Below are 23,688 nucleotides of genomic sequence, written 5' to 3'. Positions count from 1 at the left end.
GTTATGCTGAACAATTTGTCCAAAAATTCGGATTAAATTTGCAATCTACCATTTAACAAATACTTTTTTAAACAAATTCCGTTTTGGATAGGTTTATTGATCATTTATTTAAATCGCAATATTTTTTCAGCCTTCTCATTCACAAATATCACATGGCTGATAAATGTCTGCTTGTTTTTCGGCGGCATTTATTTAATCGTCACTAATTTACTTCGTCAAAAATCATAATAAAAAATCGATTCAGCAATTTGCCTGAATCGATTTTTTATTACCGTTAATTTTCACTAACATGGGTGCGTTTCTTAATCAATGCGTAGATGGCGGTTCCTAAAGCAATGACAAACCCAGCTAGGGTCAGCAAAAAACCACCCCACAGTGTCAGTTGTAAGTCGCCGTAACTAACACCACGGTCTAATTGAATGAGCGCCGTCAAGATTGCCGATAACCCACCGAACACCAGTACTAAAGATCCAACCAATAAATTCCACGGTACCGCTAAATATTTGATCATTATCTTCACCCCATTAAGCATGGCCTTTGAACAATAATAATTTCAATTTCTTAACTTTATTATACTGCTCAAAAACGACTTGCTTGAATAAATTGCGTTTCACCTCCGCTATATTCCAACTGCGAATTGCCGAAAAAACAGTTCCCATGGCGGTTGGTAACCGATTTTTTTAACTAGCTTATTTAGTTTCAACTAAATGATTTTCATGAGTGGATTTAATTCACTTTGAAAACAACCGCTTATGTGACCCCACCCTAATTCCAATCAGGGTAAGGTCATCCTCATCTATCATATAGATTACTAATACATCATTGATATCACTTGGCTGCTTGCCTTTAAGCGTATCTCGCAAATGAAATTCTCGATAACCGGCATAATACCGTTCTAACTCATGATCATTAAATTCACTTGATAAATGTTGATTCTCGATTAGAAAATCAATCGCTGCACGTACCTCGTCAATAATAGTTGGGTCCAATATTCCTAATCGCTTTAAATCAAGATTAAACGTTACTCTAGGCTTAAACCGTAATTTTGTCATTTTTCAAATTGTCCCCAGTAATCATCATCCGATTCAACAATTTTATCATCTGGCAATACGCCACGTTGTATCAACTGATCACGTGCAATGGCATATTCTAATGAATCATCTTTTGCACGAGCTAACCGTTCAAGCCAATCCAACTTCTCCTGAGACACAATCGCAACCGCGCGATGATTCGAACGTGTGACATACACTGTTTCATCATTTTCATTCACTTCATCTAAATACTTCTTTAAGTGAGTGCGGAAATCACTTTGTGTTAATGCTAAAGTCATTATATTCACCTACTTTCGATACATTTTTACGTACTTATTTTAGTACATCATTTTCAGAACCACTACCAATAGACCTCAAAATACTCAGGTTTATAGTAATGATTCCGATTAAATAATACCGATTCAGTTCTCACTCAACTTAAAGCCCGTAAATAGCAAAATGCGAAATCTCAATTAATACAACCCAAGCTGGTCGTGTGGCAGGGGGCCGCCGTGTCGCAATATTGGGTCGGTGCTTTGTCCGACGCGATATTGGGGTCGCCTTTTGAAACTGGTGCGGTTTATGGCCAGGTTCAAAAGCGCCCTCGGGACCGCCCTTTGGCCCGAGGTCTACCCCACGGCGGCCCCCTGCCACACGACCAGCGACTATTTTATACCCATTTACAACAAAAAAATCGGTTACCATGGCGGTTGGTAACCGATTTTTTAACTAGCTTACTTAGTTTCAGCTAAATGCTTTTCATAAGCTGCTTTAATTTCATTGATTAAATCTTCATCTTTCAAGCCTGTAGTTTCGCGGATGACTTGTTCGATAGGTTCGTCTTGCAACATTTGTTGTAATTTGACGCTTTCGCTGTCGTTTGGATAGTTGAAGAAGAACATCATGCCAGCGGTGTCAACTAAGGCACTATAATCGCGGCCGCGTTCCTTCAATTCACGGATTGGGCGAATGAACCGTTCGTCAAAACCTAACTTGCGAATAGGTGTCCGGCCAACCCGTTCGATATCATCAGAGATATATGGATTTTCAAAGCGGCTCAAAATTTTAGCTTGATATGCGTGGTGAACTTCGGGATCAAAGCCCCATTTTTGAATGAGCAAGTCCCCAGTTTCGCCTAAGACGCGCTTAGCTTGGTCAACGACACTGTTATCCTTAACAGCTTCGCCAATCGTCTTATAGCCCTTCATATTGCCCGTATAAGCAACGGTCGCATGTCCCGTGTTAACGGAGAATAATTTGCGTTCGATATATGGTTCCAAGTCGTCAGCATAATCGACACCCTTTAATTCAATCTTAGGGTTCTTCATTTGCGACTTGTCGATGACCCATTCTTTAAATGGTTCCACCGAAACGAACAATGGATCATCATGTTTTTGTAATGGCACGATCCGGTCAACCGCGGCATTTGGGAAGCCGATGTATTGGTTCGCAAAGGCCTTTTCGTCATCGTTCAAAGTTTCGTAAACGGAACCTTTTAAGGATTGGCTCCCACCAATCATGTTCTCACAAGCAATGACATCAATCGGGTCCGTGTTACCGTTAGCTTGACGTAACTTAATCCCGTCGGCAATCAATGGTGCGATGAATTTCAAAATCTTAGGACCAATCGCGGTCGTGACAATATCAGCTTTCGCGATTTCTTCGGCAACGGCTTTAGGATCCTTGCCGTTGTTAATCCCTTTAACATCGTGAACTTCAATGTGTTCTTGACCTTCAGCGGCTAATTCAATCGTGTAGCCGTTGCGTTTGTTTAATTCATCAATCAAAGTTTCGTTGACATCAACGAAAGTAATTTTAAACCCGTTGTCGGCCAAAGTTTCGCCAATGAAACCGCGACCAATATTACCTGCACCAAAATGTACGTCTAACATGCTAATCAACTTCCTTTAATAAATTAATAATTTCATCTTCAGATTGAGCGTCCGCTAATTTCGCCACGTTGGCGACATCGCTGCAGTAAATGGCAATCTGAGATAAGAGGTTCAAATGTTCACCGTTTAAGCCGGCAATCCCGAAAATAACGGTCACGGTTTTGTCATCATCGTTATCGTTCGGGTCACCCCAGCTCACACCCATTGGTACTTGGACCACGGAAATCCCGGTCTTTTTAATGTACTTCATGCCATCTTCAGTACCATGGGGGATGGCAATGAAATTACCCATATAAACGGATACATCTTGGTTCCGCGCTTGCATCGCGTCGATGTATTCTGGTTCCACACAACCGCCATCGACCAATAACTGACCGGCTAAGCGGATGCCTTCTGCTTGCGTGGCCACTTGTTGGTTCAACGCAATCATGTTTTTATCTAAAGCTTCCATGTTATTCACCTACTCTATTTCGTTAGTTCGTTTAAAAAGGCTTTGCTAATTAACTGATAAAGCTGTTGGCGATCACCGGTCATAAAAGTCGTGGTATTTTCCTGACTTTCAATGACTAACGCACTCAACTTACCCATCAAGCGATTATCAAAATCACTGATGTCAGCGGGACCGAGCATCAACACGATGCGTTGGAGCTGAATCGTCGCCTTATCCATACTTTCAAATGCAATTGGCGTCGCGAGTTCAAAGATGGCACAATACGGGGCGGTCACTTGCTGGCTTAACGTATGCACTAAGGCCAAATTCGTATTCGGAATTCCGACTGGTGCGACGCTCAACCGATGTAACAGCTTGCCGGCGACTTCTAGGGGGTCGCGGACTAAGCGCGGTTCAATCGAGCGGGTCACTTGGACGAGAATTTCCGCCACCGTTTCATCCGTATTACTAATGGGGGTAATTGTGAAACGGTCTAAAATTTGTTTGGCCGCGGTCATTTGCGTATAGACCGTGTCGAAGTCTAATTGCGTTTGCGGTTCTTCATCGACCGGCGTGGTTTCAGCCGGTTGCGTACTTGGGAAGTACTGATGAATATACTCACGTAACGCATTAACTTCATTTTCAAGTAACAGCGGACTGACTACCCGGTAATTCAACTTAAAACCCGGTAATTGGGTCGTGGATAAAATCATGTCAAATTCTTGTAAGTCGATTTGACCAAGATTCCCGATCCGAGCCACGTCAATCGTCGTAATTTCTGGAATGAGTCGCGCCAACCGCGTTTTTAAAATGCGGGCGGTCGTCATCCCATTGGGACAGAGGACCAAAACACGTAATGCTTGATGACTTAACTGTAATTCATACGTACTAGCAAAGTGGATTAGCAAATACGTTAACTCATCAATTTGAAAATTTTGATCCGGAAAAGTTGCGGCAAACCCGCGAACCACCGCCGAATAAAGTTTCGGATATTGGTTCCGGACTTCTTGAAGTTCCGGACTCGGTGGTACGGGTCCCGGCACACCATTGCGCTGTAACGCAATCTGCATGTGGGCCGTTAAATTGTTCAGTAGCTTATCATCCGTTCCAAACGACCAATTGAAGTTGGTCGCGACCGCATCAATCAAGCGTTTCACGCGATACGTGAGCTGCAAGTCATAATTTGATAACGACGCATCTTGGTCGATTCGAAACGTTAATCCTTTGATCTGTTGGGCGAGAAAATCAATTTCGGCGCCGGTAATTTGCGTCTTAATGGCTTCAGGAAACTGTGTCATAATTGCCAAGGCAATCCGTTGATACTTCAAGAAGTCATCTCGGTTAATGCCGCGCAAATATGTGACTTGGTCGCCGTGTTGGAGCCGCATCACCGCCGTGGTTAAAGTGATGATGAGTTGTTGCAACTGACCATCCGGTACCGAAGCGAAATACTTCTTCTTCAAGCTCCGAACCGCTTGGTAACATTGCAACAACGTCGGCGCATCCAATTGATGCAGAAAGTACGCTTGCTCGTCGGTGGCGACCACCGCTAAGCCCCGCTGAATGCGGCCAATCGTTTTGAAAAACTCGTAATCGTTAATCGCGTTATTCAAGATGGTCGCAAACAAGTTGCGGATGTTACTTTCCGTGCCCGCGACTTGGATACCACGGGACTTGAGCCGTTCAATCGTTAACTCGTAATCATCAAACGGCGTGGTTAAAGACGTCAAATCGTTGGAAATCGTCGCCACGCTGACATCAAAGTCGAGCGCCAATTCTTTTAACTTCATCGACCGATTGGCCATCAGCAACCGACAAGCCAAGGCATTTTGCCGCGTTTGCGAATCAAACGTGGGCGCCGTGCCATGACTGACGGTGAGCTTGGCTTTGAAATCAGCCAAATCATCCGGCGTTCCGCTTAACTGAAAGCGATGGGCCGTATTAACGATTTTTAAGTTAGCGTTGGCTAACACTAATTCTAAATTACTAAATTCGCGGTAGATCGTCCGTCGGCTGCTATTGATGGCGGTTTCAATCTGATCCATTGCCAAACCATCCGGCGTTGCTAACAGTAATTGTAGTAATTCATCTTGACGTTGTGTGAACTTAACCATGGAGCCACCTCATATGATAACGGTTTATTTTAATGCTGCTACCATCTTATCATACTTAGGTGAGTTCAAAAGATCGTCAGTGACCAGCACTTGAACCTGCGTATAACGGGTCTTTAAGTTCTTGGCCGCTTCGGGACTGGAAACAACTAACAAGCTGTTTTCATCCGTTAATTCATCAATTCCTAAATTCTTAACCGCCACATTCTTATTGGCTTTCTTGACCCGGTCCTTCATTAAGGAAGTCGCCATCGTTGCTGTCCCTAAATGACCATCATGATGGACAAAGACGATTTCATTAACGAGGTCTAAGTTCAAGTTAGCCGGTAAATCAGCCGCATTTTCAACGGGAGCGCTTGGTGCCTGTGACGTTGGTTCGTCATCACTGACTTGGTCACGCGCCTTCAAGTTAACGACCACTTGGTCATATTTCGGACTGCTCAAGAAGTTATCCACGGCTAATCGTAAGGCATGCGGTGCTTTTTGGGCCGCCCGGTCAGCTAATTCATTTTGCGTAATGACTAACAACCCGGGTTCATCTTTCAAGTTGCTAATCGCAGTGTTCGTAACGGACATATCGATACCGGCTTTTTTGACTTTGTCCCGTAATAAGGAAGCCCCCATTGCGGATGAGCCCATCCCAGCATCACAAGCGAAGATAATGTGGTCAACGTCTTTGTATGAAGCAATGACGTCAGCGGCTTCAGCCGGCGTTTCACTGTCATCAGCGTTACCATTCTTCATGGCACTCATTTGACCTTGGGCGGCTGCTAAATCATCGGTCGCGGTTGATTTGTCACGTTTCAGTACAATGGCTGCGACGATAAATGAAGCTAATGTCGCTAATGTGACCCCAACAATCAAACCAATATAGTTGGAAAGACTCCGTGGTGACATGACGAATAACATAATAATCGAACCAGGTGATGGGGTTGATTTCAAACCAACGTTTAAGAGACTAAACGTGGCGGTACCAGTAACCCCACCGGCAATAACTGCTAAGAACAATGCTGGCTTCATTAAAACGTATGGGAAGTAAATTTCATGAATCCCACCGAAGAAATGAATAATCATCGCACTTGGCGCGGAAGCCTTGGCAGTACCTTTACCAAATAAGGCGAAGGCTAACAAGATACCAAGACCAGGACCTGGATCTGGTTCAAGTAAGAACAGGATTGACTTACCAGCACTTGAGGCTGCTTGAATCCCAAGTGGCGTCAAAATACCTTGGTTAATCGCATTGTTCAAGAACAAAATCTTAGCTGGTTCAATGAAGACGTTAGCTAATGGTAAGAGTTTTACTTTAATAATCCAGTTAACACCGACTGCCATTGCGGCACTAGCACCGGCAACAACTGGGCCAATCATAAAGTAACCAACGATGGCTAACAACATCCCCATAATTCCGGCAGAGAAGTTATTGACCAACATTTCAAAACCACTTTTGACCTTATCGGCAATGGCGTCATCCCATTTCTTGATGCACCAACCACCTAAAGGCCCCATAATCATGGCCCCAATAAACATTGGAATCGAAGAACCAACGATGACACCCATCGTCGCGATGGCCCCAACGACCCCACCACGATGGCCGGCAAGCATGTTCCCACCGGTAAAGGCAATTAATAATGGCAATAAATAATGAACCATCGGCTGAATCATCTTAGCTAAATCAGCATTAGGCCACCAACCACCAGCCATGAAGATGGCGGTAATTAGCCCCCAAGCGATGAAGGCGCCGATGTTCGGCATAACCATGTTACTTAGGGCGCTCCCAAATTTTTGGACGCGGGCTTTAACGCCCACTTTTTTCTTTGCAACCGGAGCGGATGGAGTTGCAGTATCTACAGTTTCTTTCATCAGGTAGAGCTCCTTTCCTTTTCTTAACGTCTTCTATCATAGCTGGCGAAGAAAACGGTTACAAGAAGTTCTAGGTAGACCCGTGGCACACCCAACTGTGCCAAAACTAAACTCACCGATTCACAAGTGCCAAAGTTGGCACAAAGTTGATTTATCATTGATATATCAGCTTCGTTATCGTTATCACCGTTTGTATTTGCGAATAAATGATTACGGTTTCACAAGTGCAATTTCTAAAATCCACGCTTCGGATAACGCTTTTTCTAATTTATTTTTAATTTTTACGGCTACCAAGTCCCAATCAATCACGATATAAAATGTGAATTATTGCCCGGTACCCTAGGAAAACTGCCAAAACACTCCTATACTGAAAACATTAGGGAGGCAGTAATATGAAGAAAAGTTCTGATTGTACTGAAATTTTAGTGGGTAAACGGGCCAGCATCGATGGTTCGACCATTGTGGCGCGTAACGAAGATGGTTACGGCCCCATCAACCCGATTAAATTTATCGTCCATGCGGCAACTGATCAGCCTAACGCCACTTACACCTCGGTCACGACCGGAGTTAACGTGCCCTTACCCGACCACGCCTACCGTTACACCGCCACACCCCAAGCGGACCAAAGTGACGGCCGCTATGAAGAAGCTGGGATTAATGAATTCAACGTTGGGATGAGCGCCACTGAAACCACCGCAACCAATCCCCGCGTGTTAGGTTTCGACCCGCTCGTGCACGACGGGGTCGATGAAGAAGCCATGCTCACTTTGGTATTGCCTTACATTAAGACCGCTAAAGAAGGGGTCCAACGACTCGGCGCCTTACTTGAAAAGTACGGTACTGGTGAAAGCAATAGCATTGCCTTTAATGATAATAATGATATTTGGCTACTTGAAACTGCGGGTGGTCACCATTGGGGTGCTATCCGCTTACCAGAAGATACGTATGCCATCGTGCCGAACCAAACCGTCTTACAAGAAATGGACTTGACCGATACGGATAACTTCTTAGGGGCGACCGATTTGCTAACCTTCGTTAACCAATATCATTTGAATCCTAGTCCGGAACACTTTAATTTCCGTGAAATCTTCGGCACGCACAATGAAGCCGATGCCTACTACAACACGCCGCGGACTTGGTACGGTCAAAAACTGTTCAATCCCGAACTCGACCAACAACCAACCGCGCAAGATATGCCGATGTATCGTCAACCGAGCCACCAATTAGCGATTGAAGATGTCCAATTCTTCCTATCTTCACACTACAATGGTACCCCATACGACCCATTTGACACCTTTGCATCGGGGACCCCGGTCGAACAACAACAATACCGGCCAATCGCCATGGACCGGAACCAATGCTCGTCGATTTTACAAATTCGCAACGCCGTCCCCGCTGAACAAGCCGCCATTCAATGGATTGCGATGGGCTTTTTCGCCTACGCCCCATATGTCCCATTCTTTACCAATATCACTGACACGCCAGCCGATTACCAAAATACGACCGACCGCGTCGATGTCGACAACGTTTATTGGTTGAACAAGACCTTGTCCGTCTTAATCGAACCACACTGGCACGAATTCGCCGAAGCCGTCAATGCCTTTAAGGACGGTTGCCAATCATATGCCCGCGGTCGCGTAGCCGCCACCGATGCTAACTTGACCGGCGACCCAGCGGCGTACTTAACCCAAGCTAACGCCGAAACTGCCGCTGAGATTTCTAAACGGACCCATGACCTATTTGATGCCTTAGTTAAACATGGCTTACTGCTTTCCAAAACGAGTTGGGAAAAGGGCCAGAACTTATAATATTTGCGGTTAACCGGGACTTGTCAGTTAGATGTCCTTATTATTCAAATGGCATAAACCAAACAGTGGTCACCAAAATTGGTGACCACTGTTTATTATTTACCTTGAAATTAGCCAAATTGTGTCTTCCGGTACCAACCCTATTTCATGCCACTATTATTTGATATTCAATGGCAATTTTAGCGGACCCCGCTTTACTAGTTAGCTGTTCAGAAAGATTGAACTGCCAATACTGATCAGCAATTGATAGTTGCTGTTTAGCTACCGTTTGTTGAATGCTAGCCAAAGCGCGTTGAACACTCGCGCGACTATTGGCAGCGGTCGCGACAATATAACGCCCAGCTGGCCGCGTAATGACAGGGATTTGAGCAGCCGGCGCGGTAGTCACAGCTTTAATAATCCGAAAATTAGCCGTGAGATAGGCGTCGGGATCACTACCAACCAAAGCGGTCAGAAAACCAGACTCATGTTGATCAACTAATTTCAACGGTCCGACTAATTCATAAAATTGACGATACAATTCACTGATAGCCTCGTCAGTGCAGCCAACTGACTGTGGCGAGCACCAAAATTTAGCCGCTGGGCGCGTCAAAATAGCCGGTGTGGCTAGTTCAGTCGGCACCGTGGCGGGCATCACTGACTGATAACGCGTTAACAAGGTCGTTTTTAATTGCGTTAATGCTGCAATTTCACCTTGAATTTTAGCTAATACTGGTTGTAACTGGGCATTTAAAGCATCCGGTTGGTCAGCAGCCGCTAGCTGTTTAATGTCGGCAATTGATAACCCTAACCGCCGCAGCTGCAAAATGAATTTCAATTGATAGAGTTGGTCATAGCTATAACACCGATACCCATTAGCCGCAACTTGTATCGGTTTAAAGAGATTTTGTTCATCATAAAATAGTAAAGTCCGGCGGGTGGTCCCCGCTAAATCAGCAAATTTACGAATCGTTAACATTTTTTACAGCCCCTTTCTTGACCTGTCCCTTACGTTACAGTTTACACTACAAGTGACATCAAAAAGTTAGTTAAAGGAGTCTGATTTATTTATGAAAGCAATTGTGATTCAAAAACCTGGCAAGCACGCGCCGATGACCATGGTTGACCGGCCAATTCCAACCGCGGATGCCCAGCACTCGGTTCTTAAGATTCATGCCTTTGGGGTTCATCGTTACGAAGTCCTGACTCGCGAAGGCGGCTCACCAACCGTCACTTTTCCACGCGTTATTGGCGTCGAAGCGGTCGGCGAGATTTATGCCACGACCCCGAATTCTGGACTAACGGTTGGCCAACGCGTGATTACTTTAAATGGCGGTCTCGGTCGCGAGTTTGATGGTAGCTATCAAGAATACGCCCTAGTTCCCAATCAACAACTCTACACCGTTGACTACACCGGCGACTGGATTACTTTAGCACAGTATCCAGAAACGTTTGTCACCGCTTGGGGTTCCGTAAAAAGTCTCCGGTTGCAGGCCGGCCAAAGCATGCTCATTCGTGGTGGTACTAGTGCCGTCGGTTTAGCAATGATTAAATTAGCTAAGGCCATTGGTCTGACCGTCGTTGCCACGACGCGCAAACCTGACAGAGTCACGACACTCAAAACTGCCGGCGCTGATGACGTTGTTTTAGACCAAGCTGGGCAGTTACAAACGACTGCAAACTTCGATGGTATCGTCGACTTAGTAGGCACGGCCACGGTCCATGATTCACTGGCGCATATTCGCGTTGGCGGTACGTGTTGCGTGGTAGGACTATTAGCTGGTGAGTGGGTTATGCCCGACTTTTCACCATTTGAATTGGAAAATCGCTATTTGACCGATTATGATTCTGGTTACGTCGACCAAGCGATGATTGATGAGCTATTCACTTTAATTAATCAGCACCACCTCACCATTCCAATCACCAAAGTGTTCCCCCTACGTGAAATTAGTGCCGCCCACGATTTTGTGATGGCTAATCCCCAAATGGGGGAAGTCATTGTAACCAATGATGACAACTAAACTACATTGAAAAAAGTCGCTGGCAAGCGTTGCCAACGGCTTTTTATTTGCCGGTCACTAGACCGATGTATAAAACTAAAATCAACGTTATTATAAAGGCACTGCCAACGCCAACGAAGATGCTGACTAGAAAATTAACTCGATGTTGCGCCAATTTGACCATGATTAAATCTGCCAAGATGAAAAACAATAAATCGGCACTCCAACTGGCCACACGATTCAATCCCAACCACGGTAAGCTGAGGACGACCACCCCGATAATGGTCGCCACAATTGTTAAAAAGTGTAAAGTTCGGGGCGTAAACTGCTGACTCAAATTCTGATTAAAATGCTGATTGATTTGTTTCATAAATGTTCCTCCATGAATGCCTGCAAAAAAGCTTCGCCAACTCAAAATATTGGGCGAAGCTTTTGGTTTATTAACGTTTTAATAACATGAAAACGGCTATCGAATAAATCATCGTAATGACAGTAACGATGACGATGGCTAACGCTAACAAGACCCGCCGGCCAAACGAGTGACGAAAGTACGGTAAAAATTCCCCATACGTACCCAGCCCAATCAACCCGGAACCCGCGGCGCCAATGCCGACAGCTGGCCACAAGGCGGCAACCCACGGCTCGACAATGATTAGTAAAATACTGACGAGACCAAACCATTTAAGCGTTGGTGTCGTTGGTGCTAAATTTTTCCACATAAGAGTCCCCCACTTCAGCGTCTGGTGCTGAAACCACTTGTTGTCGATATGACAACAATTATTTCCTAACACTATTTTAATTATAAGGCGAACAAACTAACTTTAACAGGCCAAAAAAAGCGCCGTGACAGCATAATCGTCACGACGCGTTAACTTTTTAAATTTAAGTTTAGTATTTGTTGCTTAACTTGCTAGCAGCTGCTTCGTCAATAATAACCGTAACGTTATCATGGTTTTGCAAGATGCTGGCTGGGCAATCAACACTATCAGGACCTTCGATCATTCCTTTAACTGCATCGGCCTTGTCTTCGCCAAAGGCTTCAAGCAATAAGTGCTTGCTCTTCATGATGGAAGCTAAGCCCATTGAGAAGGCTTGCTTAGGAACATCATTTTCGCTAGCGAAGAAACGGGCATTAGCTTCAATCGTTGATTGGGTTAAGTCAACCACGTGAGTTGTCACGTCGCGAGCAGTCCCAGGTTCGTTGAAGCCGATATGACCATTACGGCCAATCCCTAAGATTTGTAAGTCGATTGGATGTTCGTCGATAACTTTGTCATAACGCTTTACTTCAGCAGCTGGGTCTGAAGCTAAACCGTTTGGTAAGAATGATTCTTTGAATGGTTTTGCGTCAAATAAATGTGATTGCATAAAGTATTTGTAACTTTGATCGTTGTCAGGTGCAATCCCAACATATTCGTCCAAGTTAACGGATGTGCAGTTACTGAAATCTAAGTCACTCTTAACGATTTCTTGATAAGTTGTAACGGGTGTCGAACCAGTAGCCAACCCAAATACCTTAGCCCCATTGTCTAAAGCGTCTTTAAATACTTTAAATCCTTCTTTGCCGCCGGCAGCTTGATCCTTTACTACGATAACTTTCATAATTAACTGACTCCCTCTTTATTTGGTATAGTCCAATTGTATATTGGTCTAGACTAAAATTCAAGAGGTTTGTTTGAATTTTTTAAAATATTTGTCAATGCAACCGGTGCCAAATACGACTTATCGGGCTTTAACGTAGCAAAAGAATTGTAATTTACCATTAATATGCCTATACTTAACATGTTCGTAACTCCGTAGAGCGTGAGAAACTCTACGACTAGCCAAGGCTGTAATATGCTGTTGGCTATTTTTTTATTTATAGAGCGTTTTTTCGAGCGGTTAGCGACCGAGCATAGCCTAGTTAACACCCCTGACGCGGTGAACTTTCCGTGTTAGGGGTGTTAACGTAGCTAGCGGAGGGCGCTGCTCGAAAAAACGCGTTTCGACAATATAGATAAACCCCGCCCAACCAAAAAAATCCCCAGCACACCGCCAAGGATCCCATCACCACGAAAATTCTAAAAGAACGCCTGATAAAACAAACTCCCCGCCAGCCCCAGCGCAGCAATCCCAATCACCAATTTAACTAACCGGTCTGGCAACCACCGCACAATCATCGGACCAACTAAGCCACCAATCAAAAAGCCAATCCCCAGCGGTAACACCCAGCTCCAAGGAATGCGCATCTGCATCGCATACACGACCGTCGACACACAATTGGCAGCGCCCAGCGCTAAGTTTTTCTGCGCATTGTATTCCGCAAAGGGCGCATCACTGATGACAGCCAGCATCGACAACATCAAAACGCCCCCGGCAGCACCGAAGTAACCACTATAGACCCCAACGCCAAAGACGCCCAACCAAGCGGCTACCGTGACCCATGAAAAACCGGTCGTAACGGGCTGTTCAGCTGGTAAGTGCCGCGGTATTAAAATCAGAATCCCCGCCACTAAAATAAAGAACGGGACGACTTTTTGAAAAGTTGCCGCGGGAATGGCGAATAATAATAACGCCCCCGCAATACAACCGATAATCGTCAGTGGCAAAAGCATCAATAAATCGCGGGCATGCCCTTTTAATTCACGCCGCGACGCAATTGCGGAACCAACGCCAGTAAATACTAAGCCAGCCGTATTCGTCACATTAGCGGTGACCGGCGGCAATCCTAGCGCCAACAACGCCGGGTAGGAAACTAAGGACGCTAAGCCCCCAACCGTACTAACAATGCCGGCAATCGCGCCGACTGGTAATAAAATCAAACTCAGTTTTAACATCGCTAACATCAATTTCACTTACTCTCTCTTATGAAGTTGCCCTAAGATTAGCACCGAATTTTTTAAATAGTCAAACAGCCATGGTATGATAGGAAATCATAATAGTCGCTACCAAATACTGCTGGTATCAAGGAGTTTGCCATGAACATTAAAGATTTATCATATTATGTCGCCTTAACTGAGCAAAAAAACTTTTCGGCCGTGGCGGCACAATTTAACGTGAGTCAACCGACGATTTCGGCCGCCATCAAGCGTTTAGAAGCCGAATTACGAACCAAATTACTTTTACGCGGTAATCCGCACCAACCGATTCAAATCACTGCCACGGGTAATCAGGTATTAGTTCATGCCCGCCAGATATTAGCTGAAGCGCAACTGATGCGTATTGAAGTGGCCCATATTGATCACGACCAACTCAGCATCGGCATGCCACCGATTATTGAGATTGCCTATTTTCCACAAGTCGCCCGGCAACTACCAACGAGCATTTTCAATCAAATCGAACCCGTCAGTCAAGGCTCACTGGCCGTCTTAACGAATCTAAAAAACGGCCAGCTGGATTTAGCGCTGCTCGGTTACTTAGATGAACTCGATGAACCAGACATCACCGTCGAACGGTTCGACCAACAGCCCTTTACCATCGTGGTTGCGCGCAATCACCCGCTAGCGCAACAACCTAGGCTAGCTTTTAAGCAGTTACAGCATTATCCCTTCGTGGCCTTAAAACACCATTTTGTCCATCGCCAGGCCTTTCAACGCTTAGCACGACAAAATCATATCCAGCCGCCGATTATTTTTGAATCCAACGAAATCCAAAGTGTTTTGAATATGGTGGCTAACCAAGTCGGCATCGCCTTGATGAGTCAAGCCGTGCCGATTGATGACCGCCAACTTGTGCGGATTCCGTTAACTGACACCACCGTACCACAGTTCAACGTGGGATTAGCTTATCGCCGTTCAACCCAATTTTCACCGGTGCAAAGTCAATTAGTTAATCAAATTCGGCAAGCCTTCAAAAATCAGTAATTCACATTCAAATTTGACCCAAGTTGCGGTAAACTAGTCCCAGAAATTCATGAGCTGCGAGGTAATGTCCATGGAACCAACTTTTAATAAAATGACGCCCGCGGGCTATCAAGCCATCGAACAAGAAATTGAAGACTTGAAAGCGCTGCGGCCACACCGTATCAAAGTATTAGCCGCTGCGGCCGCTTTAGGGGACCGCTCTGAGAACGCGGAATATACGAATGCCAAACGCGACTTAGGCCGCTTAGAAAGCCGGTTACGCTTTTTAAACAAGCAACTGCAATACGCCAAAGTCGTCCAACCGGCCAATAATGATAAGTTGGATATCGGTAAATCGGTCACCCTAGAATTTATGGATGACCACGATCGAGTCACTTATCAATTAGTCGGTAAACAAGAAGCCAACTTGGAAACTAACAAGATTTCATTCACGTCCCCAATTGGTGTCGCCTTAAATAACCACACCGTCGATGATGTTGTAACAGTTAAGGCTCCAAACGGCGATTACCAAGTTAAGATTATTGAGATTACTATTTAGCACCTTAGTAACTAAGGCAGCAATAGCACTAAAAGCGGCTTAAATGGCTACTTTTAGCGCTATTTTTTGATTGCTTACAATTAACCGAGGCTAACCGCCCGCATTCTGCTATTATTAATAGTGTAATCATAAATGGGGGCTTAACATATGAAAAATCCATATTCGGCCACAAATTACTTTATTTGGATTGGCACCATAACCTTCATCTTAGGTCATGAGATGGCTTTCTTCAAAACGCATACACCTTGGCTCAGCAATCTAGGGCTGCTAATTTTATTTATCGTGGCAGTCGTTAACATTTCTTTGCTGATTCGGCAGAAGCTACATCAGAGTAACTAATGAAGTCGGCAATAAATGCGACATTGATAGATTAAGCAATCGTTGTAGCGTTTTAAATATTGTGACGTGAAACGCTACGGCAATTACTTCCACATGACTGAATACTATCGTTAGGGGAATTTGTTTTGAAAAAAATTTTGCATAATCATCCTTATTGGAGTGGGTTTATCCTTATCGTTGTACTAGTTCTAGTCTTTAGTGGCACTGCACTCGTCGCGGCCTTACATGGGTTAGGATTTTAAATTAGGAGCCTTTCTCAAAACTGGTTATTATAATTGCGAGTTAACCGTATTTCACAATAACGAACAAAAATATCTACCACAAATCGGCACGACCACCAAACCGAATTAGCTGGCACCATTACTATCAAGAAACAATCTAGCTGGCAGCGGCAATAACCGGCTACTAGAAAAATCCTCAAAATGCACTACTGATGTTTTAACTAAAAAAACTGGTCACCTGACAAAATCGTCCAGGCGACCAGTTTTTTTTCATTAAAATTCTTCATATACCGCCGGATCTTGGTTCTTCAACCGCCCATCCGCCGTACTTAAGCTGTTAATTGTCGCCATATCAGCGGCATTGATTTCAAAATCAAATAAATCGAGATTGCCGGCCTGCCGACTCGGCGTTGAGGACTTGGGAATTGGTAAAGTGCCCAATTGAAGTTCCCACCGTAAAATTAATTGGCCAACATTTTTGTGATAACGAGCTGCCACGGCTTGTAACGTGGAATTCTTCAACATTTCGCTGGCACGACCAAGCGGGCTCCAGTCTTGCGTTAAAATGCCATGCGCGGCATCGTAATCACGTTGGGCTTGTTGGTTGAAATACGGGTGTAATTCGACTTGGTTAATCACCGGCATGACGCCAGTTTCTTTCGCCAAACGGTCGAGATGAGCTGGCAAGAAATTAGATACCCCGATTGAACGCACTAGGCCTAATTTTTGCGCATCAATTAAGGCTTGCCAGGCTTCGACATAGTGGTCTTCTTTTGGGTTTGGCCAATGAATCAAATATAAATCATAATAATCTAAGCCGGCACGGTATAACGATTCTTGAATCGTGCTGATGGCTTCATCATAATGCTGATGCCGACCTGGTAATTTTGATGAAATAATCAATTCAGAACGCGGCACCGATGACCGCCGCACCGCTTCACCGACCGCGCCTTCATTTTCATAATTAAAGGCCGTGTCGAGCAAACGATAGCCGCGGTCAATCGCGGAATCAATCACTTGGACGCCATGCGCGCCATTCAATAAATAAGTCCCAAAACCAACTTTTGGAATGGTCAACCCATCCCGTAATGTATAAGTTTCCAACAAAAAAGCCTCCTTCAAACTACTTTTTCACTTTACCACAATTACCGATCAGCGAGGGCATCGCGAATCGCCGCTTCAAAAGTCGCCGGTTTCGTCACCGGGGCGAAGCGGTCAAGGACCCGCCCGTCGCGGCCGATTAAAAACTTCGTGAAGTTCCACTTGATGCGCCCATGACCCGCCGTGGTTTTCAAATAAGTAAACAACGGGTCGGCTGCATCGCCATTGACCATCACCCGTTTGGTCATCGGGAAGGTCACACCATAGTGCCGTTGACAATAATCGTGCGTCGTTTCATCATCGGCCTTTTCTTGATGGAATTGGTTGGATGGTAAGCCCAACACGACTAGGCCTTCTGCTTGATATTTTTGATAGAGTTCTTCTAAGCCATTGAATTGTGGCGCTAACCCACAGTTGCTGGCCGTATTGACGACTAGCAACACCTTGCCCCGATACTGGTTAAGGTCGAGGGTTGCACCGCTCATTTCCGTTTCTTTAAAGTCATAAATTGATGTCATTTCAATTCCCTCCAAACTGACAAAGCCGTCAGTGAGTTACTTAACCTTAGTAAAGCACAAAATTGCGATTTTCCAATAAACTTTGCTCAAGCCGACAAAATTGGTTGCGCTATCAAAATAAATCCGTTACACTGAACGTATCATTCTAGCAACTGGGGTGCCATCACGGCTGAGATAATACCCATTGAACCTGAATCTGGATAATGCCAGCGCAGGGAGCAATGCTTTATTTGGGGAACCATCAAAAATGACTTAGCCGTCTGCCACTGTTTACTAGTGGCAGGCGTTTTTTGTTATGCAGCAGCTCGAATGACCACACTACTTTAGGAGGTTTTTGCTGATGAAATGGGCAAAATCATGGTATTTAAGTGACGTCATTTTACTGGCCTTAATTGGAATTTTCTTTGGGGCCATCTTTATGGGGACCAATTACGTTTACGACGTATTGACCGCCGCCTTATCGCCAATCGGGTTAGGTGGCTTGGCCAATGAATTATTATTAGGACTCTGGTGTATGCCAGGGATGTTAGCGGGCTACATGTTACGTCTCAAAGGTTCCGCCACTTTAGGGGAACTGTTAGCGGCCACCGTTGAAATGTTTTTCGGGGGGCAATGGGGCATTGCCACGTTGATCTCCGGAATCGTCCAAGGGTTTGGGGCCGAATTAGGCTACATCGTCACCCGCTACAAACATTACGACTGGCTTGGCTTGACCGCTTCCGCCGCCACCACGACCATTGTGACATTTGGTTGGGACTTAGCGCGGAACGGCTACTACAAATTACAACTTTGGTTATTGATTTTATACTTCGTGGTCCGCTTTATTTCGATGTTTGTGTTCGGCGGTTTACTCACCCGTCTGATTACCGATATGCTGGACCGCAGTCACGTTTTAAAATCAAGTCACAGCAACTAGAAACGAGGCTTTGGGATGGCAACGATTACGCTCAACAATTTAACTTATACGTATCCCGAGGCGTCCGTTCCCGTCCTTGATCACGTTAATTTAACCCTGCCCGCCCATCAATTCACCTTATTGACGGGACCATCTGGAACGGGGAAATCCACTTTATTGCGTTTAATGACCGGACTGATAAAATTACCCGCTGACCATGGTCAAATTACGTATGACGACCAAGATTTAGCGACCTTAGCCGCCACCGACCGCGCCGGTCAAGTGGCGCTGATGTTTCAAAATCCGAATCAACAATTTGCGATGGACACCGTTCAAAATGAGCTCGTATTTGCCTTAGAGAACCGGCAAGTGGACCCGCAAGTGATGACGAACCGTATCAACGAAGCCCTCGACTTTGTCGGCATCCGCGACTTACAAGACCGGCAAATCAACCACTTGTCGGGGGGCGAAAAACAAAAAGTCGCCTTAGCGGTAATTGTCGCCATGAATAGCGACGTGATTTTACTGGACGAACCGTTTGCCAGTGTCGACCCGGCGGCCCGGGCTAGTCTCTTGCGGCGCCTCATCAAGTTACGTGATGACGCCGGTAAGACGATTATCTTAGCTGACCACGACTTAACCGATTATGAGACACTGGTCGACCAAGTCGTGCAAATTAATGCCGACCGCAGCTTGAGCTCCCTACCCAAGCCGCAGTGGCCCCACTTTTTTGCCGCTTTTTCGGCGCAAGCTGCTAGTGACCACCATTGGCCATTGCCTAAAAACGCGCCCAATGCCTTGTTTGATTTGCAACAAGTCCAATTACAACAAGGTTCGTTCGTGCTCTTACAGCCAACGGACTTACAATTTTTAGACCACCGCAATACCCTCATTACGGGGCCCAACGGTAGTGGCAAATCAACCCTGTTTGAAGCATTAGTGCGGTTGAATCCGTACACCGGGCAGATCAACTATCACGGTGATAACATTCAAAAACTCAAAGCCAAACGCTATGCGCGCCAGATTGCCTTGTTATTTCAAGATGCGGAGACCCAATTTCTAAATATCACCGTCGCTGAAGAACTGGCGCAAAGTCAAAAGTACGCTTACGGCGACTACTTTACAACCGACCGGATTCAACAAGCCTTGACGCAATTGAATTTAGCTGGTCGTGATGAACAAGTCATTTATACGTTGAGTGAGGGCCAAAAAAAGAAGCTGCAAATTTTGTCGATGCTCATTATGCAGTCACCCGTTTTGTTAATGGATGAACCGCTCAAAGGGCTCGACTTAAAGTCCGTCGACGCCTTAGTCACGCTGTTAAAAACAACGCAAGCGGCGACCCAACAAACTTTGATTATTATTAGTCATCAACTGACCGGGCTCACGAGCTTGATTGATTATCACTTGCGTTTCGACCAGCACCAGTTGCAATATCAGGAGGTGGCACCGTGAACCCGAGTATTAAGCTCCTGTTATTGTTCATTATTGCCCTGGAAATATCATTCACGACGATTATTAGTTTGAATATCGCGCTGGTGATTCTCGCTACCTTGTATTTGCTCTGGCGTCGGACCAGCCTGAAGACGTTAGGCTGGTTGTTGATTGTGCCACTCCTGCCCGCCATTGGCTTATGGAGTACGCAATATATCAATGGGACCGGCGATAACGCCCAGATGGCTTGGGTCCTCTTCACGCGGATTTACGCCTTCGTCTTCACTGGCGCTACTTTCACCTTGACTACCGACATTTTAGAACTAGCTGATGCGCTGGAACAAAACTGGCACTTACCCGCCAAATTTGCATACGGCGTTCTCGCCGCCTATAACTTAGTCCCTAAAATTCAACATGAAGTTAAAGTCATTCGGATGGCCGGGCTCATGCGCGGACAGACGTTATCGTTTTGGTCACCGAAGCTCTATTTCAAAGCCATCTTAGTCTCCATCAATTGGTCGCAGAATTTGGCCCAAGCGATGCAGTCCCACGGTTTTGTTGAAGACGCGCCACGGACGCACTATCGCCACGTCCCGTTACGGGCTAGCGACTGGTCCATCCTAGTCATCGGCATTGGCTTATTACAGATTGGTGCCTTTGCCATTCCTTGGCGTTAACACTTTAAAAAAAGTCGCCACGACTACGGTTTTTAACCGCTGTCGTGACGACTTTTTTGATAACACCTATTTATTTTAAAGCTTCGATTTGCGTACGTAACGCTTGAATATCCGCCGTTTTGGCGAGCGGGTCGGCCATCAATTGATCATACTTAAATTGCAATAACGGCAAGTCCGACGGGGCACTCGCTTTAGTGGCCACCTGTGCCGGGTCGACTAACCGTTGATTTTTGAATTGTAATTGGCGCGTCATGACTTGTTTGCGAAACGGCTCGTCATGTGAGACAAAGATGACGGTGCCGGGATAGGCTTGCAAGTAGTCGGCTAACGCGTCTAAGGCGTCGACGTCTAAGTAGTTGGTCGGTTCGTCTAATATTAAGACGTTATACGTCCCGACTAAGATGCAGACCAGTTGCAGTTTAACCAATTCGCCGCCACTCAGGCCATCGACGCGTTGGTCGTAAAAACGGGCCGGTAACCCTAAGGCGCCCATGACATTGCGTAACGTTTGATCTGGTAATTGACTAGCTGCTCGCACTAAATGCCAGACCGTTTTGGTGCCATCTAACGCGGTCATATCTTGATTAAAGACCCCAATTTTGGCCGCCGGTGACACGGACAGTCCCGGTGCCCCCGCTAATAGGGCCTTAATCAAGGTAGTTTTCCCACAACCATTAGGCCCGACTAACGCTAACCGTTCGCCCGGTTTGACTTGAAAAGTGGTTTGTTGCAATAGCGTTTTGCCATATTCGCGTAGCGTTAAGTTGTTAGCGGCCGCAATCGTCTTACCATTGAACGTCGGAAAGTCGGTCGCCACCAGCTTAAAGCCATGTTGGGTAAACGGCTTGGCGACTGTTTGCTCGCGGACACTGCGGTTGGCTAATACCCGGACGCTATGTTCCATCTTGCCGGCCGTCGTTTCTAGCACTGACTTCACTTTTGCCCGCTCATTCGGGGTCAAATGTGCGCCTTTACGCACTTGCTGCGCTTTTTCACGTCGAGCTTGCATGGCGAGTTTTAAATCGTGGGCATGCCGATTTTGGCGTTCATAAGCTGCTTGCTGCGTCGCGGTCGCTTGTTGGACTTGGGCTAAATAAGCCGCGTAATTTCCCGGATAAACGGCTAATTGGTGGTCACGAATGGCCCATGTTTGGGTCGTCACGGCATTCAAGAGTTGCCGGTCATGTGAGATCAGCAACAGTAACCCGCGATATTGTTTTAATTGTTTTTGCAGCCAAGCTTGATGCGGCTCGTCCAAGTTAGCCGACGGTTCATCCAGAATCAAGATTGCTGGTCGTTGTGCCAACGCTTGACGCACCCGGTCTAACATCGCTTGACCCCCACTGCGGTCGTGAGCTGGGGCGATTTGTGGGACATAGGTGATGGGCGTATCGACAACTAATTGGCCGGTATACTCCGTGTCATGCCCTAGTAACAACTGCGCTAAGGTCGTTTTTCCAGCACCATTGCGCCCCACAATTCCGATGTGGTCATGATCCGTCGCTAATAGTTGGTCGGCGGTAAATAAGACCCGCCCATTGATTTGTTTCGATAATTTCGTAATTTTAATTTCAGACATTCAAAAGTCCCCCTTAGGTACTGGGATTAATCGTGGGCACAAAAAAAGCGTCCTCAAACTGAGACCGCTGGCGTTTGGTCGCTAGCCTGGCCCCTAATCAATCCCTAGAAAAGACAGTCCACCCCTTAAAGTTAGCGATAGTCCTGTTCAGTTACTAGTTATTGATTAGTTGCGCATTGGCTGCATACCCCGTTCTTTCAAATGTTGATTCAAAGGTTAGCATGTTTAAAAATATTTTGCAAGCCCCCCACTTTTTCCGGTAAACTAGAACTATTTTCTGAAAGGACGTGGCGCACTTTGAAAAAGATTATCGCCATCGCGCTATTTGCGATGTTGGGAGGCGGCTTGCGGGAATGGCTCGGCTTACTAGTCAGTTGGCCGCAACATTTTTGGATTACCGTCATCATCAATGTTACCGGCGCCTTTCTTCTGAGCTTCGTGACGACCCTATTACCGGCCCGGTTACCAGTGAGTCCCGCCATTGTGACCGGGATGAGTGTAGGGCTCGTCGGCAGTTTCACGACCTTCTCCACCTTCACGTTAGAAACCTTACAGCTGTGGCAGCGCGGCCAAACCGGGTTAGTCCTCGCCTATGTTGGCGCAAGTTTGGGACTCGGCTTACTCGCCGGCCTAGCCGGCAACTTATTAAGCGAACATTGGCTACCCACGGAGGAATTTTAAAATGTGGCAAATGATTTTAACCGTTAGCGCTGGGGCGGCCCTCGGTGCCTTAATTCGCTATAGTGCTACAGAATTAGCAAAGCCATTAAATCAGCGATTCAACCTACCAATCGCTACGCTGATTATTAACTTAGTTGGGGCTGGCTTACTCGGTTGGGATATGACTAGTGATTTGGCTCCCATGTGGCAATTATTTATTGGCACGGGGATTATGGGAGGCTTAACCACCTTCTCAACCATGATTAATGAAATTATTTTATTAGCGCGCAATCATCATCTCAAAACCGCCAGCACCTACTTAGGCGTCAGTCTAGTTGGTGGCTTATTGATGGTTTGGTTAGGGACGTTATTGTAATGAAAAAGCATCGACCATTTTAGGCCGATGCTTATTTTTAATTATTAAATGGACTAGCTAAAAGTGCTACGCCGGCTATCGCCAAGACGGCCACCCCAAACCACAAGAAAACTCGTAGTAAGAATAAACCAATGACAATCGTGAAGATAAAGCCTAATAATTTAAAACCAATTTTAAAGACAACTTTTAGCAACCAGAAACCAATTACTAAAGCAATCAAAAAACCGATCATTTGTGCGCTCCGTAGTAGGAGCTTCCCTCCTTACGGTCGTCGCGACCGCTGGTTGAACGAATTCGTTCTTGGAAAGTAGTTTAGCACGCTTTTAACAATTATCGGGCTGATTAGGTAGATTGTAAAATTAATCCGAACGCTGTTCGGACAAAAAAGATCAGCTTC

The 23,688-nt window shown here is 45.7% G+C and carries 26 protein-coding genes and 1 riboswitch; of the genes, 10 read left to right on the top strand and 16 right to left on the bottom strand.

What is annotated here, in order from left to right; all coding sequences use genetic code 11:
• Positions 1-274: 274 nt before the first annotated feature.
• The 7 genes from DY78_RS01960 to DY78_RS01925 all read right to left on the bottom strand — a co-directional run bounded on the left by DY78_RS01960 (position 275) and on the right by DY78_RS01925 (position 7,324).
• A complete protein-coding gene (locus DY78_RS01960; RefSeq protein ID WP_024624708.1) occupies positions 275-511 on the bottom strand; it encodes a hypothetical protein in 237 nt (78 codons plus the stop codon).
• Between the two features lie 220 nt (positions 512-731).
• Positions 732-1,052 (bottom strand): type II toxin-antitoxin system YafQ family toxin, encoded by a 321-nt coding sequence (locus tag DY78_RS01955; RefSeq protein WP_024624709.1) that lies wholly within the window; start codon positions 1,050-1,052, stop codon positions 732-734.
• Positions 1,049-1,330: a type II toxin-antitoxin system Phd/YefM family antitoxin gene (locus tag DY78_RS01950; RefSeq protein ID WP_024624710.1), complete on the bottom strand. Its 282-nt coding sequence runs from the start codon at positions 1,328-1,330 to the stop codon at positions 1,049-1,051. The genes DY78_RS01955 and DY78_RS01950 overlap by 4 nt, the downstream gene beginning before the upstream one ends.
• 435 nt (positions 1,331-1,765) lie before the next feature.
• Positions 1,766-2,923 carry a mannitol-1-phosphate 5-dehydrogenase gene (locus DY78_RS01940; protein WP_024624711.1) on the bottom strand — a complete coding sequence of 386 codons (1,158 nt, stop codon included), beginning with the start codon at positions 2,921-2,923 and terminating at the stop codon, positions 1,766-1,768.
• A gap of 1 nt (position 2,924) precedes the next feature.
• Positions 2,925-3,374: a PTS mannitol transporter subunit IIA gene (locus DY78_RS01935; RefSeq protein ID WP_024624712.1), complete on the bottom strand. Its 450-nt coding sequence runs from the start codon at positions 3,372-3,374 to the stop codon at positions 2,925-2,927.
• Between the two features lie 14 nt (positions 3,375-3,388).
• Complete coding sequence (locus tag DY78_RS01930; RefSeq protein WP_024624713.1) at positions 3,389-5,467, bottom strand: BglG family transcription antiterminator; 2,079 nt, start codon at positions 5,465-5,467, stop codon at positions 3,389-3,391.
• Positions 5,468-5,491: 24 nt separating this feature from the next.
• A complete protein-coding gene (locus tag DY78_RS01925; RefSeq protein WP_024624714.1) occupies positions 5,492-7,324 on the bottom strand; it encodes a PTS mannitol transporter subunit IIBC in 1,833 nt (610 codons plus the stop codon).
• A 392-nt stretch (positions 7,325-7,716) separates the two neighbouring features.
• Here DY78_RS01925 and DY78_RS01920 point away from each other — a divergent pair, with 392 nt between their 5' ends.
• On the top strand, positions 7,717-9,132 hold the full coding sequence (locus DY78_RS01920) for a C69 family dipeptidase (protein ID WP_024624715.1): 1,416 nt from the start codon (positions 7,717-7,719) through the stop codon (positions 9,130-9,132).
• A gap of 145 nt (positions 9,133-9,277) precedes the next feature.
• Here DY78_RS01920 and DY78_RS01915 read toward each other — a convergent pair whose 3' ends face one another.
• A complete protein-coding gene (locus DY78_RS01915; protein ID WP_024624716.1) occupies positions 9,278-10,090 on the bottom strand; it encodes a MerR family transcriptional regulator in 813 nt (270 codons plus the stop codon).
• A 91-nt stretch (positions 10,091-10,181) separates the two neighbouring features.
• On the opposite strand from DY78_RS01915, the gene DY78_RS01910 reads away from it, so the two are divergent.
• The gene (locus DY78_RS01910; RefSeq protein WP_024624717.1) at positions 10,182-11,132 is read left to right on the top strand and encodes a zinc-binding dehydrogenase; all 951 of its coding nucleotides are present in this window, start codon (positions 10,182-10,184) and stop codon (positions 11,130-11,132) included.
• Positions 11,133-11,175: 43 nt separating this feature from the next.
• Here the strand turns inward: DY78_RS01910 and DY78_RS01905 are convergent, their stop codons facing one another.
• From DY78_RS01905 to DY78_RS01890, 4 genes are all read right to left on the bottom strand, one after another.
• Positions 11,176-11,481 carry a hypothetical protein gene (locus DY78_RS01905; RefSeq protein WP_024624718.1) on the bottom strand — a complete coding sequence of 102 codons (306 nt, stop codon included), beginning with the start codon at positions 11,479-11,481 and terminating at the stop codon, positions 11,176-11,178.
• Positions 11,482-11,551: 70 nt separating this feature from the next.
• Positions 11,552-11,830 (bottom strand): hypothetical protein, encoded by a 279-nt coding sequence (locus DY78_RS01900; RefSeq protein WP_024624719.1) that lies wholly within the window; start codon positions 11,828-11,830, stop codon positions 11,552-11,554.
• A 169-nt stretch (positions 11,831-11,999) separates the two neighbouring features.
• Positions 12,000-12,713: a glucosamine-6-phosphate deaminase gene (locus tag DY78_RS01895; protein WP_024624720.1), complete on the bottom strand. Its 714-nt coding sequence runs from the start codon at positions 12,711-12,713 to the stop codon at positions 12,000-12,002.
• Positions 12,714-13,171: 458 nt separating this feature from the next.
• Positions 13,172-13,936, bottom strand: a complete 765-nt coding sequence (locus DY78_RS01890; protein WP_024624721.1) for a sulfite exporter TauE/SafE family protein — start codon at positions 13,934-13,936, stop codon at positions 13,172-13,174.
• 132 nt (positions 13,937-14,068) lie between these two features.
• On the opposite strand from DY78_RS01890, the gene DY78_RS01885 reads away from it, so the two are divergent.
• From DY78_RS01885 to DY78_RS01875, 3 genes are all read left to right on the top strand, one after another.
• Positions 14,069-14,953 carry a LysR family transcriptional regulator gene (locus DY78_RS01885; protein ID WP_024624722.1) on the top strand — a complete coding sequence of 295 codons (885 nt, stop codon included), beginning with the start codon at positions 14,069-14,071 and terminating at the stop codon, positions 14,951-14,953.
• A gap of 70 nt (positions 14,954-15,023) precedes the next feature.
• Positions 15,024-15,491: a transcription elongation factor GreA gene (gene greA, locus DY78_RS01880; protein WP_024624723.1), complete on the top strand. Its 468-nt coding sequence runs from the start codon at positions 15,024-15,026 to the stop codon at positions 15,489-15,491.
• A gap of 147 nt (positions 15,492-15,638) precedes the next feature.
• A complete protein-coding gene (locus tag DY78_RS01875) occupies positions 15,639-15,830 on the top strand; it encodes a hypothetical protein (protein ID WP_024624724.1) in 192 nt (63 codons plus the stop codon).
• Between the two features lie 494 nt (positions 15,831-16,324).
• On the opposite strand, the gene DY78_RS01870 is transcribed toward DY78_RS01875, so the two are convergent.
• Together DY78_RS01870 and DY78_RS01865 are read right to left on the bottom strand one after the other, a co-directional pair.
• Complete coding sequence (locus DY78_RS01870; RefSeq protein WP_024624725.1) at positions 16,325-17,155, bottom strand: aldo/keto reductase; 831 nt, start codon at positions 17,153-17,155, stop codon at positions 16,325-16,327.
• Positions 17,156-17,196: 41 nt separating this feature from the next.
• Positions 17,197-17,670 carry a glutathione peroxidase gene (locus DY78_RS01865; RefSeq protein WP_024624726.1) on the bottom strand — a complete coding sequence of 158 codons (474 nt, stop codon included), beginning with the start codon at positions 17,668-17,670 and terminating at the stop codon, positions 17,197-17,199.
• 143 nt (positions 17,671-17,813) lie between these two features.
• Positions 17,814-17,907, top strand: a riboswitch (TPP riboswitch).
• Between the two features lie 103 nt (positions 17,908-18,010).
• On the opposite strand from DY78_RS01865, the gene DY78_RS01860 reads away from it, so the two are divergent.
• Genes DY78_RS01860 through DY78_RS01850 form a run of 3 tightly spaced genes read left to right on the top strand, consistent with a single transcriptional unit; the run spans position 18,011 to position 20,676 of the window.
• Positions 18,011-18,586, top strand: coding sequence for an ECF transporter S component (locus DY78_RS01860; protein WP_024624727.1), 576 nt, complete (start codon positions 18,011-18,013; stop codon positions 18,584-18,586).
• A 15-nt stretch (positions 18,587-18,601) separates the two neighbouring features.
• Entirely contained in the window at positions 18,602-20,020 is a 1,419-nt protein-coding gene (locus DY78_RS01855) for an ABC transporter ATP-binding protein (protein WP_024624728.1), read from the top strand.
• Positions 20,017-20,676 (top strand): energy-coupling factor transporter transmembrane component T family protein, encoded by a 660-nt coding sequence (locus DY78_RS01850; protein ID WP_024624729.1) that lies wholly within the window; start codon positions 20,017-20,019, stop codon positions 20,674-20,676. Before DY78_RS01855 ends, DY78_RS01850 begins: the two co-directional genes overlap by 4 nt.
• Positions 20,677-20,746: 70 nt before the next feature.
• On the opposite strand, the gene DY78_RS01845 is transcribed toward DY78_RS01850, so the two are convergent.
• Positions 20,747-22,255, bottom strand: a complete 1,509-nt coding sequence (locus tag DY78_RS01845; protein WP_024624730.1) for an ATP-binding cassette domain-containing protein — start codon at positions 22,253-22,255, stop codon at positions 20,747-20,749.
• Positions 22,256-22,552: 297 nt separating this feature from the next.
• Between DY78_RS01845 and DY78_RS01840 the strand changes: the two genes are divergently transcribed.
• Both DY78_RS01840 and crcB read left to right on the top strand, forming a co-directional pair.
• Complete coding sequence (locus DY78_RS01840; protein ID WP_024624731.1) at positions 22,553-22,936, top strand: fluoride efflux transporter FluC; 384 nt, start codon at positions 22,553-22,555, stop codon at positions 22,934-22,936.
• Position 22,937: 1 nt separating this feature from the next.
• The gene (gene crcB, locus DY78_RS01835) at positions 22,938-23,291 is read left to right on the top strand and encodes a fluoride efflux transporter CrcB (RefSeq protein ID WP_024624732.1); all 354 of its coding nucleotides are present in this window, start codon (positions 22,938-22,940) and stop codon (positions 23,289-23,291) included.
• Between the two features lie 37 nt (positions 23,292-23,328).
• Here the strand turns inward: crcB and DY78_RS01830 are convergent, their stop codons facing one another.
• On the bottom strand, positions 23,329-23,523 hold the full coding sequence (locus DY78_RS01830; RefSeq protein WP_024624733.1) for a hypothetical protein: 195 nt from the start codon (positions 23,521-23,523) through the stop codon (positions 23,329-23,331).
• Positions 23,524-23,688 lie beyond the last annotated feature (165 nt).

This window comes from Lactiplantibacillus fabifermentans DSM 21115 (assembly GCF_000498955.2).
Taxonomy (GTDB): domain Bacteria; phylum Bacillota; class Bacilli; order Lactobacillales; family Lactobacillaceae; genus Lactiplantibacillus; species Lactiplantibacillus fabifermentans.
This window is presented reverse-complemented; position numbering and strand designations above follow the sequence as displayed.

Excerpts from the sequence above, each read along its gene's own strand:
- DY78_RS01960 (WP_024624708.1), bottom strand. The coding sequence starts at position 511 with ATGATCAAATATTTAGCGGTACCGTGGAATTTATTGGTTGGATCTTTA.
- DY78_RS01955 (WP_024624709.1), bottom strand. The coding sequence starts at position 1,052 with ATGACAAAATTACGGTTTAAGCCTAGAGTAACGTTTAATCTTGATTTA.
- DY78_RS01950 (WP_024624710.1), bottom strand. The coding sequence starts at position 1,330 with ATGACTTTAGCATTAACACAAAGTGATTTCCGCACTCACTTAAAGAAG.
- DY78_RS01940 (WP_024624711.1), bottom strand. The coding sequence starts at position 2,923 with ATGTTAGACGTACATTTTGGTGCAGGTAATATTGGTCGCGGTTTCATT.
- DY78_RS01935 (WP_024624712.1), bottom strand. The coding sequence starts at position 3,374 with ATGGAAGCTTTAGATAAAAACATGATTGCGTTGAACCAACAAGTGGCC.
- DY78_RS01930 (WP_024624713.1), bottom strand. The coding sequence starts at position 5,467 with ATGGTTAAGTTCACACAACGTCAAGATGAATTACTACAATTACTGTTA.
- DY78_RS01925 (WP_024624714.1), bottom strand. The coding sequence starts at position 7,324 with ATGAAAGAAACTGTAGATACTGCAACTCCATCCGCTCCGGTTGCAAAG.
- DY78_RS01920 (WP_024624715.1), top strand. The coding sequence starts at position 7,717 with ATGAAGAAAAGTTCTGATTGTACTGAAATTTTAGTGGGTAAACGGGCC.
- DY78_RS01915 (WP_024624716.1), bottom strand. The coding sequence starts at position 10,090 with ATGTTAACGATTCGTAAATTTGCTGATTTAGCGGGGACCACCCGCCGG.
- DY78_RS01910 (WP_024624717.1), top strand. The coding sequence starts at position 10,182 with ATGAAAGCAATTGTGATTCAAAAACCTGGCAAGCACGCGCCGATGACC.
- DY78_RS01905 (WP_024624718.1), bottom strand. The coding sequence starts at position 11,481 with ATGAAACAAATCAATCAGCATTTTAATCAGAATTTGAGTCAGCAGTTT.
- DY78_RS01900 (WP_024624719.1), bottom strand. The coding sequence starts at position 11,830 with ATGTGGAAAAATTTAGCACCAACGACACCAACGCTTAAATGGTTTGGT.
- DY78_RS01895 (WP_024624720.1), bottom strand. The coding sequence starts at position 12,713 with ATGAAAGTTATCGTAGTAAAGGATCAAGCTGCCGGCGGCAAAGAAGGA.
- DY78_RS01890 (WP_024624721.1), bottom strand. The coding sequence starts at position 13,936 with ATGTTAGCGATGTTAAAACTGAGTTTGATTTTATTACCAGTCGGCGCG.
- DY78_RS01885 (WP_024624722.1), top strand. The coding sequence starts at position 14,069 with ATGAACATTAAAGATTTATCATATTATGTCGCCTTAACTGAGCAAAAA.
- greA (WP_024624723.1), top strand. The coding sequence starts at position 15,024 with ATGGAACCAACTTTTAATAAAATGACGCCCGCGGGCTATCAAGCCATC.
- DY78_RS01875 (WP_024624724.1), top strand. The coding sequence starts at position 15,639 with ATGAAAAATCCATATTCGGCCACAAATTACTTTATTTGGATTGGCACC.
- DY78_RS01865 (WP_024624726.1), bottom strand. The coding sequence starts at position 17,670 with ATGACATCAATTTATGACTTTAAAGAAACGGAAATGAGCGGTGCAACC.
- DY78_RS01860 (WP_024624727.1), top strand. The coding sequence starts at position 18,011 with ATGAAATGGGCAAAATCATGGTATTTAAGTGACGTCATTTTACTGGCC.
- DY78_RS01855 (WP_024624728.1), top strand. The coding sequence starts at position 18,602 with ATGGCAACGATTACGCTCAACAATTTAACTTATACGTATCCCGAGGCG.
- DY78_RS01845 (WP_024624730.1), bottom strand. The coding sequence starts at position 22,255 with ATGTCTGAAATTAAAATTACGAAATTATCGAAACAAATCAATGGGCGG.
- crcB (WP_024624732.1), top strand. The coding sequence starts at position 22,938 with ATGTGGCAAATGATTTTAACCGTTAGCGCTGGGGCGGCCCTCGGTGCC.
- DY78_RS01830 (WP_024624733.1), bottom strand. The coding sequence starts at position 23,523 with ATGATCGGTTTTTTGATTGCTTTAGTAATTGGTTTCTGGTTGCTAAAA.